This is a genomic window from Paenibacillus sp. TAF43_2, from assembly GCF_052113545.1.
Classification (GTDB): Bacteria; Bacillota; Bacilli; order Paenibacillales; family Paenibacillaceae; genus Pristimantibacillus.
Genome location: NZ_JBFRDK010000018.1, coordinates 16,870 through 34,388 on the forward strand (window position 1 = coordinate 16,870; position 17,519 = coordinate 34,388).

Genomic DNA, 17,519 nt, shown 5'->3' on the forward strand with positions numbered 1-17,519 from the left:
TCTTCTATCATGCGTAACTTTTCTACTACTCTTGTAGTCTATAACTAATAGATTAATGGATGGGAGAGTTGTAAATCTAATGAGTAAGTTTCAAAAAATCATAGATCGGCAGTCAGAAGGCTTAGGAAAACGGGTTATAATTGTCGTATTAGGTGGAGCACTGCTAGTACAGCCTTTAGCTTCAATCTTGCCTAGCAGCTGGCAGACGGCAGTCATTCAATCAGCAGAGGCTGCTGCCGACCCTACGCTTAAGCTGTCGCAGCAATCATTTATAACAGCAGGCGCTAAGCGCCTTGACTATGTATTCCAAACGACGCGCGGCAGCTCCAAGGTGCAAACCGATGTGCATGTCATTGAAATCGATCTTACAAATCCCTACGTATCCATAAATGCGATGAGTGGAAAAAATAATAGCATAGGTCAATTAAATACAATACTTAATATGACAAAAGAAAACGGAGCCGTAGCTGGCATTAATGCAGACGTATTCGTAATGGGCAATGAGGGCGCCCCGCTTGGCGGGCAAATCGCAAGCGGCATGTTTATGTCGAGTCCTGCGAAGCTGAAGGGGATGTATGCATTCTCGGTTTCTAAGGACCGCAAACCTATGATTGACAACTATAGCTTCAATGGCCAGGTAACGGCAGCAGACGGCTCTACCTTCCCGCTGGAAGGGCTTAACCAATCTGCTTATATTCCGGAGACAACGGGCTCTAATTATAGCCATGTCAATATGATGTATATTTATACAAGTGCTTGGGGCGGTACAGAACGCCCGAAAAACTCAGGCTCCACGCCTACCGAAGTATTAGTTCGCAATGGCGTAATTGAGGAGATTTCAATCGATAAAGCAATCGCAGGTCAAGCACCTGCTGATGGATACATACTCCGGTCGCATGGCCTTGCTGCTAATTATGTGAAGGAGCATTTACAGGTTGGGCAAACGATCAATGCGGATTATGCGCTCGTTTCGCAAACGACGGGAGCGAAGGTTGATCCGAACTCTTTTGAAATGATGGCTGGCGGTCATACATTGTTAGTCAATGCGGGTGCAGTAGCTCCATTCTCACGCGATATTACAGGCGTAAGCGGCTCTTCCTATACATCTCGTTCAGCGGTTGGCTATTCACAGGATGGCACTAAAGTATATCTCATCACGAGTGAGCGCAGCGGCGGGAATACGGGTGTAAACTTGAAGGAGCTTCAGCAAATTATGCTGCAGCTAGGCGTATATAAAGGCGTCAATCTGGATGGCGGCGGTTCTACAACGATGATCGAGCGTCCACTGGGAACAAATGATTTGAAGCTGTCGCATCCTACGCAATACGGCACCACCCAAAGAAGTGTTGCAAACGGCATAGGCGTATTCACAACTGCTCCAGCAGGTTCGTTGAAAGGCATTTCTGTGAGCGGCGCTAATGTTATGTTTATCGGTCAAAAATCGTCGTATTCATTAAAAGGCTATGACACGTACTATAACCCGTTTGAAGTAGACAATTCATCTGCCGTATGGAGTACCGAGAACGCTATTGGCACGTTCAAAGGCAATGAATTCACTGCCACAAAGGCGGGTAAAACGAATCTCACTGTGAAATCAGGAGCGATCTCTACCAAACAAGAAATTGAAGTGATTGGACAGGATCAAATTGCATCGCTCTCCATTGATACGAGTGCAGGTGTGCTGGCAAAAGGAGCAACGATTTCTGTTCCGCTTACTGTAAAGCTGAAAAACGGTAATTCATATAAGCTTAGCGCTGACTCCGTGAAGTGGGAGTTTGTTGGATTTACCGCATCTAGAAACGGCGATAACCTAACTGTGCAGTCGGTTAACGCAGGTACAAGCACCGGGTATGCCATTGCTCGTTATGATGGTTTTCCGACAATGATTCCATTCACACAAGGGGAAGCAGTGAGCACCTTTGAGGATTTTGAAAAATCGACCTATCCCATTACATCACAGGTCACGCCTGCGACAACGACAGGAAGCGTAAGCTTGGTATCCGATTTCCAAGGACAAGCTTCTTCGAAAGCATTAAAGCTGGATTATGATTTCACAAACGGCACTGGAACTAAAGCATCGTATGTAGTATTTAATACAAACGGTCGCGCGATTGAAGGTTCACCTACTTCCATGACTGTAGATCTTTATGGCGATAACAGCCTGAACTGGGTGCGCGCAGAGTTCATTGATGCAGATGGCAAAGCACATCTTATCGACCTTGCCAAACAGCTTGATTGGAGCGGCTGGAAGAATGTGAAGATGAATTTATCCTCTGCAGGGATGAAATTCCCTGTTAAACTAAAAAGAATTTACGTTGTGACGATCGCCGAAGGGCAGGATGAGCGTTCTGCAACAGGTTCTATTGGACTAGATAATATGAAGCTGCAATATCCGCCTTCCGTAACGGTTGATTCACAAACTAAGGTCGTAATGACTGTAGGCAAATCTGCTGCGACGGTTAATGGAAAAGCGATTACGCTTGATTCAGCACCCATCGTTTTGAATGGAACGACATTTGTACCTGTCCGGTTTGTATCCGATGCCATGGGAGCGAAGCTGTTATTTGACGGAAAAACGGGACAAGTTACCGTTCTTCGCGGCAATAAGCTGATGGAAATGACACTCGGAAAAAAGGATCTTATTTTAAATGGCGCACTCCAATCGTCAGATATTACGCCTATCGTTCGTAACAATCGGACGCTCATTCCGGTCCGTTTATTTTCAGAGAAACTAGGCCTAAAGGTCGGGTATGACGGGAAAGCGAAAAAGATTACCATCGATTAACGATGGACGAAATATATCCAATCTGTGGTATGATAGAGTAGATTAACCTTTAATATAGAAAGGTTGCCGATCTACAGTGGACCACCTTACAGTCGATATAAATCGAGTCATTAAAAACGCAATCGAAGTGATGGAAGACAGCAAATACCAGATTTATGAAATATGTGAATCCGCGCGCACGGAGCTAGAATCACTCGAGCAGGAGCTTGAAATTGTCCTTCAAGAAACGGTGAAGACAATTGACAAGGTTGACCAGCTGGAGCAAGACTATCGCCGTGCGCGTATAAGGCTGACAGAAGTGAGCCGGGATTTCGTACGCTACAAGGAAGATGACATTAAGTCTGCCTATGAGAAGGCTACACAAATCCAGCTGGATTTGATGGTCTACCGCGAGAAGGAATCCTACTTGAAAGCGCGTCGAGATGATTTGCAAAAACGTGTTCGGAATGTAGAAAATTCCATCGAGCGTGCTGAAACGATTGCTTCGCAAATAAATGTCGTACTTGAATATTTATCGGGTGATCTTAATCAGGTTACTCGTATTCTTGAGTCTGCCAAAACCAGGCAGCTGCTGGGATTGAAAATTATTTTGGCGCAAGAGGAAGAGCGTAAACGGATCGCCAGAGAAATCCATGATGGTCCCGCGCAATCACTCGCAAATATCGTTCTTCGAACAGAAATTGCAGAACGTATGCTAATCAAGCAGGAATTTGTGATGGTGCAGGAAGAATTAGTAGATTTAAAAGGACAAGTGCGCTCCGGCCTTGAGGAAATTCGCAAAATTATATTTAATTTGCGCCCGATGGCGTTGGATGATTTGGGACTTGTGCCGACTCTTCGTAAATTCACACAGGATTTTGAAGAGAAAACAAAAATACATACCATATTCGAGCTTATAGGTAAAGAAACTCGGATGCCCTCTGCAATGGAAGCGGCGATATACCGCTTAGTTCAGGAAGCTYTTACCAATGCACTAAAACATGCGAGCGCTTCACATGTAATGCTCGAGATTAACTATCAGCCACAGCATATTTCACTCGTAATTCAAGACAACGGCGTTGGATTTAACAGCGATTTAATCGAGCAGGATGCTACTCGAAACGCACATTTTGGATTGGTAGGGATGAGAGAACGCATTGAGCTAATAGAGGGAAGGATGGATATAGACTCAAATCCCGGTAGAGGGACGAAAATTATAATAGATATACCTACTACTGCCGAATCTAGAAAGGAGTAAGATGATGATGATCCAAAGAGCTGCAAGCAATGTGAATACAATCAAAATTTTACTTGCGGATGACCACCAGCTGTTTCGTGAAGGACTTAAGCGGATTCTAAATATGGAAGACGACCTTGAAGTTATCGGCGAATGCGGAGACGGCATTCAAGTTTTAGAGTTTTGCAATCATACCATACCTGAGATTGTCCTGATGGATATTAATATGCCTATAGAGAACGGTGTCGTGACGACTGAACGATTAAAAAGTATGTTTCCTGATGTTAAGGTTATCATTTTATCTATCCACGACGATGAGAGCTATGTATTCGAAACCCTTCGTAAAGGGGCTACGGGTTATCTTCTGAAGGATATGGAGGCAGAATCGCTAATTAACGCCATTCGTTCCGTTGTCCAAGGCCATGCCTATATCCATCCTAAAGTGACAGGCAAGCTCATTAACCAGCTTCGCCGTATGACGTATTTGGATGAGATGGGAATTGTCTCAGGTGCTGCAGCTGCTCAGGAACCGGGAGTTAAGTTCGTTGCTGGCGATGAAAGCCCATTAACACGCCGTGAGGCAGAGGTGTTAAGGCTTATGGCAGAGGGCAAGAGCAATAAGCTCATTGGAGAGTTTTTATTCATTAGCGAAAAAACGGTTAAAAACCATGTGAGCAGCATTTTGCAAAAGATGGAAGTTGATGATCGTACGCAAGCTGTTATCCAATCGATCAAATATGGATGGGTTACACTGTAGTAGCCTTTTTGATCATTACTTACATATCGAGCAAAACCCCGTATCGGTTGATGCGGGGTTTTTTGTTTGCATATAAGGTTGCCTTGCAATGGTTGTGTAAAAGAAAAACACTCCTAAGCTGTATAAAACCAGCCTAAGAGTGAGTGGTAAAACCTATAATCTTAACTATTTTCTTTGTTTTTGTCTGCGAAGAGAAATGAATCCCGCTGAAAGGGCAAATGCCCCGATGAGATAGTAAGGAACCGGACTGCTTTCGCCTGTTTTTGGCAGAGTAGCAAGCGGGACTTGATCTTCATCTACAGCAACAACAGGATCGATTGGCGGCTCGCCTTCTCCACCTTCAGTAACTCCTCCAACAGGTGGATCTTCATCATCAATTTCGACGATTGGTGTTGCTTCAGGTGACGATGTAGGTGTTGTCGTTACCGTAGTTGTTGCAGTAGGCGTGTTGTTAGGCGTGCTCACAGGTGTGGAAGGTGGTGTATTGTTAGGTGTGCTCTCAGGTGTTGGAGTTGGTGTAGCTGTAGGCGTGCTCTCAGGTGTAGCAGTTGGTGTAGCTGTAGGTGTGCTCTCAGGTGTAGGAGATGGTGTAGTTGTAGGAGTGCTCTCAGGTGTAGAAGATGGTGTAGTTGTAGGAGTGCTCTCAGGTGTAGAAGATGGTGTAGTTGTAGGTGTGCTCTCCGGTGTAGAAGTTGGAGTAGCAGTAGGTGTCGCTGACGGTGTTGGAGTAGGCGTAGAGCAGGTTTCGCCTGCGTTCACAAGTGAAAGCTCTTTCTCCTTGCCCCAATGGATCTTCAGCGTATTAGGTACAGCTTGTGGATCAGTTGGGTTGACGAGCTCCGTATTCGTTGAAAAGCTTACGGATCCTTTTCCAGGTATTACACCATTTCCTGTTTGAGTGGAATTTGGAATTTCCCATGAATAAGAAACCTCAATGTTACTCTCATTGGTTACTTTCCAAGCTCTTGTTTTATTCGGGTCGGCGGAGCAGGCCGTTTCAAGTTTGAGCTTAGCCGTATTGATAACTGCTTTTCGCACAGAGTTATCTGTGGTTACTACGATCTGCTGGGTAGCCACTAAATCGGTGGTAAAGCCATCTAAGGTTAATTCTTTTAATGTGTAGGTGCCGATAGGCAATTCGTTGAATTGCAGAATACCGTTACTATTGGTAACGCCGCTTTTGACTAATTTACCGTCTTTCCAAAGCTCGAAGGTAATGCCAACATGAGGAGCCCCTTCGACATTATTTAAAAATTTGTTGATGATGATACTGCCCGTACAGCTGTTCGAAAGCTTTAGATTCCATGCTAAAATTTTGTCACCATGAGCGCCGGGACCTAATGTCTTAATTAAATCTCCGCTATAGATATCTAATTGATAAGGCAAGCATCTTGGAATGTTAATCGTAACGGAGTAAGTACCTGCTTTTGGATATATAATAGACTGTCCCTCAAAAAATGTTTGCTTGTTGTATGGAATGGTTGTATCGCCGGGTCCAGGTGCCCAGTCAGCAGGGCCTTCATAGCCGGAGAAGCTGACTCTAACACAATCTTTTAACGTCTGGAACGTAGCGGTAGCTGTTCCGTTATTATTGACTACGATGTTGGAATGCGTGGCAATGACATCCTTGCGATCCGATGAATACTGTGGACAGCTATTCTCATCTACGAGTGCCGCAGCATTTGTACCTTGATTGCTATCACCTTCCGCCATGGCAAGGGAACTAAGCGACAACGAAAAAATTAATAACAGAGCCAGGGCTAAACTGATTTTTTTCCTAAAATAACGCATCTTTCACTCTCCTCTTAGATACGTAGTGGGGTTCCAAGAGGGCCGGTTACACTACTAGCTCCATATAATCCAAGTGTCCAATTGTAGATTATACTTCATCGCTTCCCTAGTTATTTTGATTGTGAAAATCCACTCTCCCTTTCTATATGCGTGCACCGGTTAGATATGCATGCTTTCATATTAAAATGATAACATGTATTGGAAATTGCTCAAGGGTGTTTCTTTGTCAGAAAATGACTAATAATCATCATAAAGCAGGATATATTTTTGGCATAACACACATTTTGTCACCTTGTCCCTTGATTGCGGAACCAGTGGGCTCTTCATGGCATATAGTGTCACAAAGAGGAGGTGGCCGCCATGTTTGAACTTCTACTTCTTGTTATTGGCTGTTATGCTTTGGCTGCATTGTCGGTGCATCTGGCGTATCGAATTTGGCGAGGGCGCCAGCAATCCAGCAAGCATTATGTGCTCGTAGCTGACGTTCAGCAAAACAATATGGAATGGTATGTACGTTCGCTGTTTTCTTTCTCTCGGCGAATGGGAAAAAACGTTCGTTTGACGATCGTAGATCAAGGGGTTACAGAGGAGACACTGGCTATTGTTGAACGATTAGCTAGAAAGGGCGATGAGGTCAGGATTCACTCTAATGGATCTAATCCGCTGTCTGGAAGCGAAGACGGTAAGCGCTCTCAAACAGAGGGTGTGGATGGAACTCAGCTGCTATGGCTGCTCCAGGCAGAAGGAGTTGTGTCGCTTTCCGATCATGCGGTGCTAATTGATTTGCAAAATCCGACAGATTTGTCGAAAATGCCATTTTAGTATATACTCTACGGTAATGAAATAGTCGGAGTGAAGCACACTCAATAACGCAATTGCGTTGTTGGGTGTGCTTTTTTTTGTTTACAGTGCTTGCCAACATCATTCTCCTTTTGTCTGGGAAGGGAGAGGCCATAGTTAACTTCACAGATGAATAAAGAAGTCAGTTCTATAAAGTGTCAAGGGAGCGAATAGAGATGAAGGCTCAATTGTATGTTGTTAAAGTGAAAGGCTGCTGGCAGGCTCGACTGACTATCAAGGCAATGGTAGATAAATACTTCTGGATGCATGGAGCGTTTGGTGAAGCGGGATTCTTGAACTACGAGATCGCAGAGGAGGGATGGCTTCTAAAAGAAGAGCTGCCGCTCGGGGAGGCCTGCATTGCAGTGGAGCTTTGGGATGCGGCTATTAAACGTGGCAGCGGCGGCAGAAACGGTGCGAGTAAAAGCTTAAATGAAGGAGGACGAAATGCTGATCATGAGGCGATTGAGCTGTTGACGGCATGTGCGGAGGAAGCAAAAGCTAATGGGGCGGGTGGAGATGCAGTAACTGGCGGGTTGAATAGTAGTAATCAGAAATCTAGCGAGCTGGAGAGAAATTATCGGAAATACAGTGGAGAAGTAGAGCAAGCAGGTGAAAATAGCAAGATTAGTTTGGGGAGTCGTTGGCGCTTTTTGAGTAGTCGAGGGAAGCGGAAAGGAGCGTTGGCGATAGAGAAGCTTTTTAGTTTAGTGGAGAGGTGGGAGAAGGTAAGGGGCGCTGTGGTTGGGGAAATAGGAGGAGCAGTGCTTGCGAATAATGGTGAAAAGCTTAGCAGCGCTAAGCGTGTGGGTGGCGAGGAAGCGGGAGTTTATAGCGCTGAAGAGCTGGGAGAGATCGCGGTAGGAGCGAAGCTTGCCGCGGGTATGCTGCAGGGACGTGCGCTTTTGCGAAGCGAGGCGCACGCCCTGTTGTCTAGCGCAAGCTGTCCCGGTGCGACGTCAAGCTGGAGAGAATTGCTCCAGCTTGCTTCGCTGCTCGGGCAGGTGCGCCTGAGCGGATCAATCGCCACCGTGTGTGGCGGGCGATTGGACGCTTTAGGGCGCCGAAGGCGGGAGCGCAGCTGTTTGCGCTGTGGGAGCGGCGAGGCGCAAATGCACCGCACGGCATGTGCAGCGTGCGGGAGGCACTGCGCCTATTGCATGGCGTGCATTGGGATGGGGCGAAGCCGGGAATGTGAGCTGCTTATTACGGGGCAGCGCGCGGGGTTGAATTGGGCAGAGACGACGGTTCGCGGCTCTGGTAAGGGGTTGAGGCCGCTGACTTATGAACAGCGGCTTGATAAATGGGGGCTTAGCCCTGCGCAGACAGCTGCAGCAGCCAAGGCGCTGCAGTTTGTGGAAGAGCCGCCGATAGACGCGGCATTGTCAAAGCTGGACAAGCAGCGCCAGATGAGAGAGTTTCTTCTTTGGGCTGTAACAGGAGCGGGCAAAACGGAGATGATTTTTCCGCTTGTGGAGTCTGTCCTGCTGCGCGGCGGGAAGGCGCTTATTGCCACACCGCGCCGTGATGTGGTGATCGAGCTTGACCCGCGTATTCGGAAAGCTTTTCCTAAGGCGTCAGTCGTAACATTATACGGTGGTAGTGAGCACCGCTGGGAAAGCGGAGATATTACGCTTGCGACTACGCATCAGCTGATGCGGTTTTATCAAGGCTTTGATCTCGTTGTAGTGGATGAGCTGGATGCGTTTCCTTTTGCGGGCGATCCGCTGCTGCATTTTGCAGCAGACAAAAGCTGTGCGCCAGGCGCTGCTCGTTTGCTGCTGTCTGCTACGCCGCCAAGTGAGCTGCAAAGAGCAGCAAAACGCGGGAAGCTGCCTCATGCAAGAGTACCTGTTCGTTATCATCGTCATCCGCTTCCTGTGCCCAAGCTTCTTCAAACGCCGACAGTAAAGCAGATGCTTCAGCACCGCAAGCTGTCGTCAAAGCTGCTAGCAGCCATGGTATCATCCCTTGATCGAGGCGCTCAGCTGTTTGTATTCGTGCAGCAAATTGCTCAAACCGAGCCTATGGCGGCTTTATTGCGTGCTGCTCTTTCACATGCTGCTGTTGCGGCAACCTCTTCACAGGATGAAGAACGAACGGAGAAGGTGCAGCGTTTTCGCTCGCGGGATATACGAGTACTAGTCACAACTACTATTCTAGAGAGGGGCGTAACGATTCCTAAAAGCGATGTTTACATCCTTGATGCGGACGGAAGGTTATTTGACGAGGCTTCACTGGTTCAAATGGCTGGAAGAGCAGGCCGCTCTGCGGATGATCCATTCGGTCGTGTGTACTTTTGCAGCCATGATCGCAATCGACCACAGCTGCAGGCTGTACGCCATATTCAAACGATGAACCGCATGGCTCGCAAGCAAGGCTACTTGCTCCCCACAGCCAAAGGAGGCTCGCCGAAATGAACGTCTCGCCAAGAGCATGGCTGCAGCGTCTGCAATCCGCTTTCACCACATCCGCGCAGCTGCTCGCTCCAACGTCTGCCGCATGTCTCCTATGCGGCAAACCGCAAAGCGAGGCTCGCAGCGCGAGCAGCTACAACCACGCGAAGCTGACGACCCAGCTTCGCAAATCCCTTTGCGGAGCGTGCCTCTCCGCAATACCATGGCTGACCCGCATCGCCTGCCGTAGATGCGGGCGCGGCATCCCATGCGAAGACTGCATACGTCGTCCGCATGGCGCATTCATATGCAACCGCAGCGCGGTTCATTATAATCAAGCCATGCGAGCGATGCTCGCTTTGTACAAATATAGGGGCAATGAGCAGCTTGCTCCTTTGCTCGGGGATATGCTTCTGCCTGCTTTCGAGGCGATGACCTTTGAAATTATTCAACAGTCTATCGTGGCAAGCAGCAGCAGCCGCAAACCAAAAATATCGATAGCAGACTGCTGGGATGCTGTTACCTACGTTCCTGTAAGTGAAGAACGAGCAGCTGATCGGGGGTTCAACCAAGCGGAGCAGCTAGCCAGCCATATCGCGAGGCGTTTTCAGCTTCCGATTATGGAATTGCTCATTCGTTCGCGGCATTCAGAGAAGCAAAGCTTCAAAACGCGCTCCGAAAGAATGCGCGATACGCAATCTCTCTTTGAAGTGAATACGAACAATTTGAGCTTATTAGCCTCTGAATCCCATAGCAAGAAGCATCTAAACGATAAAGCTATTCGTATACTTTTAATCGATGATATCTACACAACTGGAAGCACAGCAGAAGCCTGCTCTAAGGCTCTGCACCATTATATGGAGCTTTCGCTCGATATCTATATTTTGACATGGGCTCGTTCATAATCCAGCTAGGCTGATAGATCTAATAATTAGATTCATAGTGAAAAAGTTAGTGCTATCGATTAGAATGTAACTAATAGCTAGTATGGTTTTACAAAAAAAGGAGGGCTCAGAGCGATGAACCTAGATAATTGTCCTCGCTGCGGTAAGCTTTTTGCAAAAAACTTTAGAGACGTATGCCCGGCATGCATGCGAGATATTGATAAAGAGTATGAGCTTTGCGCAAACTATTTGCGTGAATTTAGAGGCTCAATTATTACTGAGGTATCTGATGCTACGGGTGTTTCGATTAAACAAATTACGAAGTTCATACGCGAGGGACGCATCTCCATTATGAATGCACCTAATATGTCATACCCTTGTGAATCTTGCGGAACTCTGATTCGTGATAATCATCTTTGCGACACTTGTCGCAATAGAATTGAGAAGGACAAGAAGCAGATGTTCCAAGACATATCGCGAAAAGAAGATTTAAAAAGTGCTTACAAGCAAACGGGTGTTTATAAAGGTTTAGAGAGATACAACGATAAATGATTTAAGTTAATATTTTGATGACTATAAAATTTCACTTGACTGAAGCCGATAATACTTGTAAAGGTAATCGGCTTTTTTAGTTCCTGTAAATAATGAGGTGGGTAAACAATGAAAATAAATGAGACGAATCGTATCGGAGCACTTAATCCATACCAGAAGCATTCGGAGTCCAGAGTAGGCGGGACTGACAAGGCAAAGCAGAAGGACGAGGTTCAAATCTCTGCTGCAGCTAAGGAATTGCTATCGACAAGCAAAGCAAGCGGAGCGGACAGAACAGAGCATATTGAGCAGCTGAAGCGTTCGGTAGCAACAGGCAACTATCATGTGGAAGCTGGCAAGATTGCCGAGAAGCTGCTTCCCTTCCTGAAGGAGTAATCCTCTAAATGAATGAGTACATCCAGCAAATCATCGTGATTTTGCAAGAGCTTTTAGACGAGCACCTGCAGCTTATTGAATACGGCAACGCGAAGACGTCGGCTATTACAGTGAACCAAGTAGAGACGCTCTCGTATATTTCCAGCAAAGAGAAGAAGAGTCTTCAGCGGATCATGGATCTGGAGCAGCAGCGTATCTTTTTGATTGGTAAATATATGCTTGATCAGAAGCTGACTGCCCATCGTTCGTTCAAAATGGAGAAGCTCATACAAGCTGTATACCAAGCGAATGAGAAGCAGCAGCTTCAGGCGATATGGAATGAGCTGTCGGCAGCACTTAAGAAACTTCAAGATATTAACGAATTCAATCAACAGCTCGTAAGGATGACTCTGGAGCATTTGCATTTTACGCAAGATTTGCTGCTTGGTCCGACTGAGGAAGAAGCGACCTATCATCGTGCTGTTCAAGGCATGGCCTTAAATCGTAATGGCCGCTTTAATATGAAAACGTAACAAGAGAGGACAATATACGATGGCATCCACTTTTCATGGCTTAGAAACGGCAAGGCGCAGCTTATTTACTACTCAGTCTGCTCTGAATACAACTGGGCACAACATTTCAAACGCGAATACGGCAGGCTACTCACGTCAAGTGGTGAACATGACTGCATCAAGACCGATTGACGCGGTTGGTTTCTCCAAATCAACAGCAGCTGGTCAGCTTGGTACAGGTGTTGAGGCGTCTTCCATCACTCGGATTAGAGAGAAGTTTCTGGATAATCAGTATCGCAACGAATATAAATCACTGGGTAATTTCTCAGTTCAGCTCGATACGCTCTCTAAATTAGAGGGTATCGTTAATGAACCAAGCGACACGGGCCTTAGAACGGTGATCTCGAATTTTTGGAATTCGTGGTCAGACCTCAGCAAAAACCCTGAGAATGCGGATGGCCGCAAAGTCGTTATGGAACAAACGATGGCACTTGTGGATTCTTTTAATTACACAGCTAAGCAGCTCAGCGATTTAAAAGCTGATTTGACGGAAAATGTAGAGATTAACTTAAATACGGTTAATTCGATTACAACAAGCATCGCCCAGTTAAATGGCGAGATTAGACGGGTTGAAAGCTTAGGCGATAATGCAAATGATTTGCGGGATCAGCGTGACCTGATTACAGATCAGCTTTCGGGATTAATCAATATTCGCGTAGAAGACCAAGAGAGCGGCTATCGCATTACGATGGGCGGTACGGAGCTGGTGCAAGGAACAGCTACTGCTTCTCTAGATTCAGCAGCAGTTACTACAGCGGTTGCTAATGGTGATTTAAATAGCGGTGCTATTTATGGAACGATATATGCAAGAGATCATTACGTCGAGGGGTACATCGGAGAACTCAATAATCTCGTTCAAACGATGGCGAATGGCGAGTTTGAGGTTACGCTGCCTAAAGGATCTGTTTTGCCAGAAGGAACAGTATTGAATAACGTAACCTATACAGGCACAAATCGTACACTGAACGAAGATACAAAGGTTACGGTAAAAGGGTTGAATGGTTTGCATCAGCTTGGCTATTCGTTGGCTGGACAAGAAGCGGGTTTGCCTTTCTTTACAGATGCAAACGGCAGTACTGCTGGATTGAATGCCGGCAACATCACGCTTAATCCTGCAATTGTTGCAAATTCAAATTTGATTGCGACATCTATGCGAGTAGCTACGAATGCAGATGGTTCAGAGTCAGTTATAAGCGGTAACAACTCTTTGGCTGTCCTTTTCTCACAAATGAGAGATACTCGTTTCGACTTCGACGCGGGGACAGGTGAAAATAAAAACACGGTTGATGCTTATTTCCGTTCTGTTGTCGGTCAGCTAGGTGTACAAGCTGCGGAAGCAACTCGTATGCAAGCGAATCAACAAATTATCGTCGACCAAGTTGAATCCCGCAGACAATCGGTTAGCGGAGTTTCGCTAGATGAAGAAATGTCCAACATGATTAAGTTCCAGCATGCATACAATGCAGCTGCTCGAAATATGACGATGATTGATGAAATTTTAGATAGAGTTATTAATGGGATGGGCCGAGTAGGACTATAATTTTTAAAGCGGAGGTGAGACATTATGTCGTTTCGTGTAACGCAATCAATGATGAATACGCAGTTGCTTCGTAACATTACAAGCAATATGGGACGTATGAATAATTTGCAAAACCAGCTGTCTACGGGTATGAAGATTAATAAACCATCAGATGATCCAGTTGGTATCACTTTTGCACTGCGCTATCGCAGTGAACTTGATTCTAATGACCAATATTCCAAAAATGTAAGTTCTGCTTTATCTATGCTGGAATATACGGATACTTCTATTGGTCAAGCAGGAGATATTATGCAGCGCGTTAGGGAGCTGTTAGTCAAGGGTGCCAATGGAACTCTCGAACAAACAAGCCTTGATGCGATTAAAGTTGAAATGTCACAAATGTATAACCAAATGGTGGAAATCGGAAATAGTCAATTTAACGGAAAACAAGTATTTAATGGTGAAATGACAGGTGAGAAGCCTTATCCAACGATGGGTGTAGAAGGTACAACTGATTTGACAGTTGATCCGCCTTTGTTAAAAGCATACCAAGTCAGCTCGGATAACGGTTCAATTAAATATGAACTATCCGCAGGAATGAAGCTGGGAATTAACATTACAGGTAACGAAGTTTTTGGTGCGGGTATATCTCCTACGGCAACAAAAGCGGAAATAGAGAGCAGTGACAATGTCTTTTTACTGCTTCAACGAGCAAATGATATGCTTAGTTCCGGCGATCAAGATGGAATTTCTAAGTTGATAGGACAGGTAGAAAGCCGTATGAATACGATGCTTACGAAACGGGCTGAAGTAGGGGCAAAAGTAAATCGCATCGATATTGTTCAAAATCGGCTTTCGGATATTGAAATTAACTTAAAAACGGTACAGGCAAAAACGGAAGATGCAGATATGGCAGAAGTGATTACGAATATGAAGACAGAGGAAAATGTATATCAGGCTTCCCTATCTGTTGGAGCACAGCTTATACGTCCAAGCTTGGTTGATTTCTTGAGATAGGTGGAGATTAACATGCAAATTCCTCAGATTCAGATTCGTACGCAGGATGCCGCGCTCTCTATTGATGCCGATATGGGCAAACAGCGTCTTGAGCAGCCCGCTGCTACTGTAGATATGGAGCAAATCAGGCCAGAGCAACATTTTCAAACCACCAAAGGACGACTTGAAATTAATCAAGATCGATTATGGGATGCGTTAGCGCTTGGAAACAATTTGCAARCGATGAGCAAAATATATTCAATGGCTGCTGATATTGCATTGCAAGGCATTGCAAGGATTGTGGAGAAGGGCGATCAAATGGCCTCGATTCATTTAGGCGGAAATCCCATTGCAGAAATGGCAAGGGATTGGAAACGAACTTTTCCTGAATATGATTTCCGCGGGGAAGCCTCCTATGATAATATTGATATCGAGTATATTCCAGGTGAACTCACGATTGATACCACTCCAGGTCGAGTCGACCTTAATGTTCAAGTGAACAAGCCTATTCATGAATATGAGCGCGGCAAGCTGGACATTTATATGAGTCAATATCCTAAAGTGGAGATTATTCCACCACAGCTCGATCAGCTTATTTAGACGTTACTGTTTTTTTAGACTATAGATCATTTGCGCACGACGCATGAGATCTATAGTTTTTATTTTTAATAAATGAGGAATCCTAATAGGGGGTTATGAAGTGAATACAGAACAGCTAATTTATCAATTTGAACAAGGTATTCCAGGTTTCGAACATTTGAATGACTTTGTATTCGAAGAAGTAGGAAACGACCTTCCAATGAAGCTTATGAAGGCTTCTGAGGACGAAACGATATCGTTGCTGGTTGCGAGTCCATTTTTATTTTATCCAGATTATGAATGGGAACTCCCAGAAACCGTGAAACAAGAACTAAGTATTAACGGTGAAGAGGATGTCGAGGTTTGGTCTGTTATAACCATATCCACAGATTTTGCTAATGCAACAATTAATTTGCTTGCTCCGATCATTTTGAATAAAAGAACATTAGCAGGCAAACAGCTAATTCTTCACGATAATACATACAGTTCGCGCGCTCCACTCAATCGAACCTAAGGAGGATGAAAAGCCATGCTCGTTTTATCACGCAAAAGTAATGAGTCTATCATGATCGGTGCGAATGTTGAAATCATCGTACTCGGCGTAGAAGGCGATAATGTTAAACTAGGCATACGGGCACCGAAGGAAGTGGATATCTACCGCAAAGAAATATATATGGCGATACAAGCAGAAAATCGTGCGGCAGCAACTAGTGCGGTATCCATAGAGGATGTATCAAAATTTTTTAAAAAATAATTGTTTTTTTAAATATAAGCTATAAACAATTGATGGAGAAATCCGATAAATATAATAGCGCGATAATAGGACGGCCGAACTATTATCGTAAGCTTCCGCAAGGATGCGGAAATACGAAAATTTCAAGGAGGAAATACTAATGATTATTAACCACAATATCGCAGCTCTTAACACACACCGTCAGTTGTCTACTAACACTGCAGCAACTAGCAAATCCATCGAGAAATTGTCTTCTGGTCTTCGCATCAACCGTGCAGGTGACGATGCAGCTGGTCTAGCAATTTCCGAAAAAATGCGCGGTCAAATCCGTGGTTTGGACATGGCTTCGAAAAACGGACAAGATGGTATCTCTCTAATTCAAACTGCTGAAGGCGCTTTGAACGAAACTCACTCGATCTTGCAACGTATGCGTGAATTGGCAGTTCAATCTTCCAATGACACTAACACTGCTTCTGACCGTGGCGAGCTTCAAAAAGAGATCAACCAGCTTACAGCTGAAATCGATCGTATTGGTACTACTACTGAGTTCAATACTAAGAAACTTCTTAATGGTGGAGCTTCTGTAGCTGGTACGGTAGCTGGTGCAGGAACAGGTGCAGGCGCTATTAGCATTCTTGGCGGAACTGGAGATACCAAAGTTGGTGCATTGACGCAAATTACAGCTGCTACTGTAGCTACAGCTGATAACGTAGCAACGGATGCGACTTCGTTCACTACAAGTGGAACGCTTGGTAATGCAAGTGCAATGACAGTTAATGGGATTACATTCTCATTTGGAACAACTGACACTGGACAAAATGTACTTGATAAAATTAACGAAGCTAATATTGGTGTTAAAGCGACCATTAATGGCGCTGGTAAACTAGAGTTAACATCAACAACTGTGGGTAGCAAATCTAATATGACAGTTACTGGTGCAACGGGTGACTTCGCTATTACTGGCACCGTAAATCAAGGTGTAGATGCTACAATTACAGGTGGCGCATCTTACACAGCTGATGGTAACACAATCACTATTCAAAGTGGTGCTCAAGAGGGCCTACAATTACAAATAAACAGTGCATTTACAGGTACTGGTAATACAGTGGATGTATCAGTTACTGCTAATGGCGGTCTTAACTTCCAAATCGGTGCTAACGAAGGCCAAAACATGTATGTATCCGTTGGCGATATGCGTGCAACAGCTCTAGGTGTCAACCAAATTGATGTTAATAACGCTACATCCGCTAACACTGCAATTACAACAATTAACAATGCTATCGAGAAAGTTTCTGGCGAGCGTTCGAAACTTGGTGCTTACCAAAACCGTCTTGAGCACACAATTAACAACTTGAACACTTCTTCCGAGAACTTGACTGCCGCTGAGTCCCGTGTACGTGACGTAGACATGGCAAAAGAAATGATGAACCAAACGAAGAACAATATCCTTGCACAAGCTGCTCAAGCTATGCTTGCACAAGCTAACCAACAACCACAAGGCGTTCTTCAATTGCTTCGTTAATAATCAATTAAAGAGAGAGAGCA

16 protein-coding genes and 1 riboswitch are annotated in these 17,519 nt (G+C 45.1%); of the genes, 15 read left to right on the forward strand and 1 reads right to left on the reverse strand.

Going from position 1 to position 17,519, the window contains the following annotated elements:
- The first annotated feature begins 79 nt into the window (after window positions 1-79).
- The 3 genes from AB4Z17_RS06120 (at window position 80) to AB4Z17_RS06130 (ending at window position 4,758) form a co-directional block, all read left to right on the forward strand.
- Complete coding sequence (locus tag AB4Z17_RS06120; protein WP_441958773.1) at window positions 80-2,785, forward strand: stalk domain-containing protein; 2,706 nt, start codon at window positions 80-82, stop codon at window positions 2,783-2,785.
- A gap of 76 nt (window positions 2,786-2,861) precedes the next feature.
- Window positions 2,862-4,022, forward strand: a complete 1,161-nt coding sequence (locus tag AB4Z17_RS06125) for a sensor histidine kinase (protein ID WP_441958775.1) — start codon at window positions 2,862-2,864, stop codon at window positions 4,020-4,022.
- 7 nt (window positions 4,023-4,029) lie between these two features.
- On the forward strand, window positions 4,030-4,758 hold the full coding sequence (locus tag AB4Z17_RS06130) for a response regulator (RefSeq protein WP_076266609.1): 729 nt from the start codon (window positions 4,030-4,032) through the stop codon (window positions 4,756-4,758).
- 165 nt (window positions 4,759-4,923) lie between these two features.
- Here the strand turns inward: AB4Z17_RS06130 and AB4Z17_RS06135 are convergent, their stop codons facing one another.
- Window positions 4,924-6,549, reverse strand: coding sequence for a SpaA isopeptide-forming pilin-related protein (locus tag AB4Z17_RS06135; protein ID WP_441958777.1), 1,626 nt, complete (start codon window positions 6,547-6,549; stop codon window positions 4,924-4,926).
- A gap of 31 nt (window positions 6,550-6,580) precedes the next feature.
- Window positions 6,581-6,664, reverse strand: a riboswitch (cyclic di-GMP riboswitch).
- A 245-nt stretch (window positions 6,665-6,909) separates the two neighbouring features.
- Between AB4Z17_RS06135 and AB4Z17_RS06140 the strand changes: the two genes are divergently transcribed.
- From AB4Z17_RS06140 to AB4Z17_RS06195, 12 genes are all read left to right on the forward strand, one after another.
- Window positions 6,910-7,371, forward strand: a complete 462-nt coding sequence (locus tag AB4Z17_RS06140; protein WP_441958779.1) for a hypothetical protein — start codon at window positions 6,910-6,912, stop codon at window positions 7,369-7,371.
- Between the two features lie 194 nt (window positions 7,372-7,565).
- A complete protein-coding gene (locus AB4Z17_RS06145; protein ID WP_441958780.1) occupies window positions 7,566-9,809 on the forward strand; it encodes a DEAD/DEAH box helicase in 2,244 nt (747 codons plus the stop codon).
- The gene (locus AB4Z17_RS06150) at window positions 9,806-10,690 is read left to right on the forward strand and encodes a ComF family protein (protein WP_441910214.1); all 885 of its coding nucleotides are present in this window, start codon (window positions 9,806-9,808) and stop codon (window positions 10,688-10,690) included. Before AB4Z17_RS06145 ends, AB4Z17_RS06150 begins: the two co-directional genes overlap by 4 nt.
- Window positions 10,691-10,804: 114 nt before the next feature.
- Window positions 10,805-11,221 (forward strand): TIGR03826 family flagellar region protein, encoded by a 417-nt coding sequence (locus tag AB4Z17_RS06155; protein WP_441910215.1) that lies wholly within the window; start codon window positions 10,805-10,807, stop codon window positions 11,219-11,221.
- Between the two features lie 108 nt (window positions 11,222-11,329).
- A complete protein-coding gene (flgM, locus tag AB4Z17_RS06160) occupies window positions 11,330-11,596 on the forward strand; it encodes a flagellar biosynthesis anti-sigma factor FlgM (RefSeq protein WP_339205363.1) in 267 nt (88 codons plus the stop codon).
- 8 nt (window positions 11,597-11,604) lie between these two features.
- On the forward strand, window positions 11,605-12,108 hold the full coding sequence (locus AB4Z17_RS06165) for a flagellar protein FlgN (RefSeq protein WP_076266198.1): 504 nt from the start codon (window positions 11,605-11,607) through the stop codon (window positions 12,106-12,108).
- Between the two features lie 19 nt (window positions 12,109-12,127).
- Window positions 12,128-13,687 (forward strand): flagellar hook-associated protein FlgK, encoded by a 1,560-nt coding sequence (flgK, locus tag AB4Z17_RS06170; protein ID WP_441910216.1) that lies wholly within the window; start codon window positions 12,128-12,130, stop codon window positions 13,685-13,687.
- A 24-nt stretch (window positions 13,688-13,711) separates the two neighbouring features.
- Complete coding sequence (flgL, locus tag AB4Z17_RS06175; RefSeq protein WP_441910217.1) at window positions 13,712-14,683, forward strand: flagellar hook-associated protein FlgL; 972 nt, start codon at window positions 13,712-13,714, stop codon at window positions 14,681-14,683.
- 12 nt (window positions 14,684-14,695) lie between these two features.
- Window positions 14,696-15,262, forward strand: coding sequence for a DUF6470 family protein (locus tag AB4Z17_RS06180; RefSeq protein WP_441958782.1), 567 nt, complete (start codon window positions 14,696-14,698; stop codon window positions 15,260-15,262).
- 100 nt (window positions 15,263-15,362) lie between these two features.
- On the forward strand, window positions 15,363-15,755 hold the full coding sequence (locus AB4Z17_RS06185; protein ID WP_441910219.1) for a flagellar assembly protein FliW: 393 nt from the start codon (window positions 15,363-15,365) through the stop codon (window positions 15,753-15,755).
- Window positions 15,756-15,770: 15 nt separating this feature from the next.
- A complete protein-coding gene (gene csrA / locus AB4Z17_RS06190; RefSeq protein ID WP_430056973.1) occupies window positions 15,771-15,995 on the forward strand; it encodes a carbon storage regulator CsrA in 225 nt (74 codons plus the stop codon).
- 139 nt (window positions 15,996-16,134) lie between these two features.
- The gene (locus AB4Z17_RS06195; protein ID WP_441958784.1) at window positions 16,135-17,496 is read left to right on the forward strand and encodes a flagellin N-terminal helical domain-containing protein; all 1,362 of its coding nucleotides are present in this window, start codon (window positions 16,135-16,137) and stop codon (window positions 17,494-17,496) included.
- Window positions 17,497-17,519: the final 23 nt, after the last annotated feature.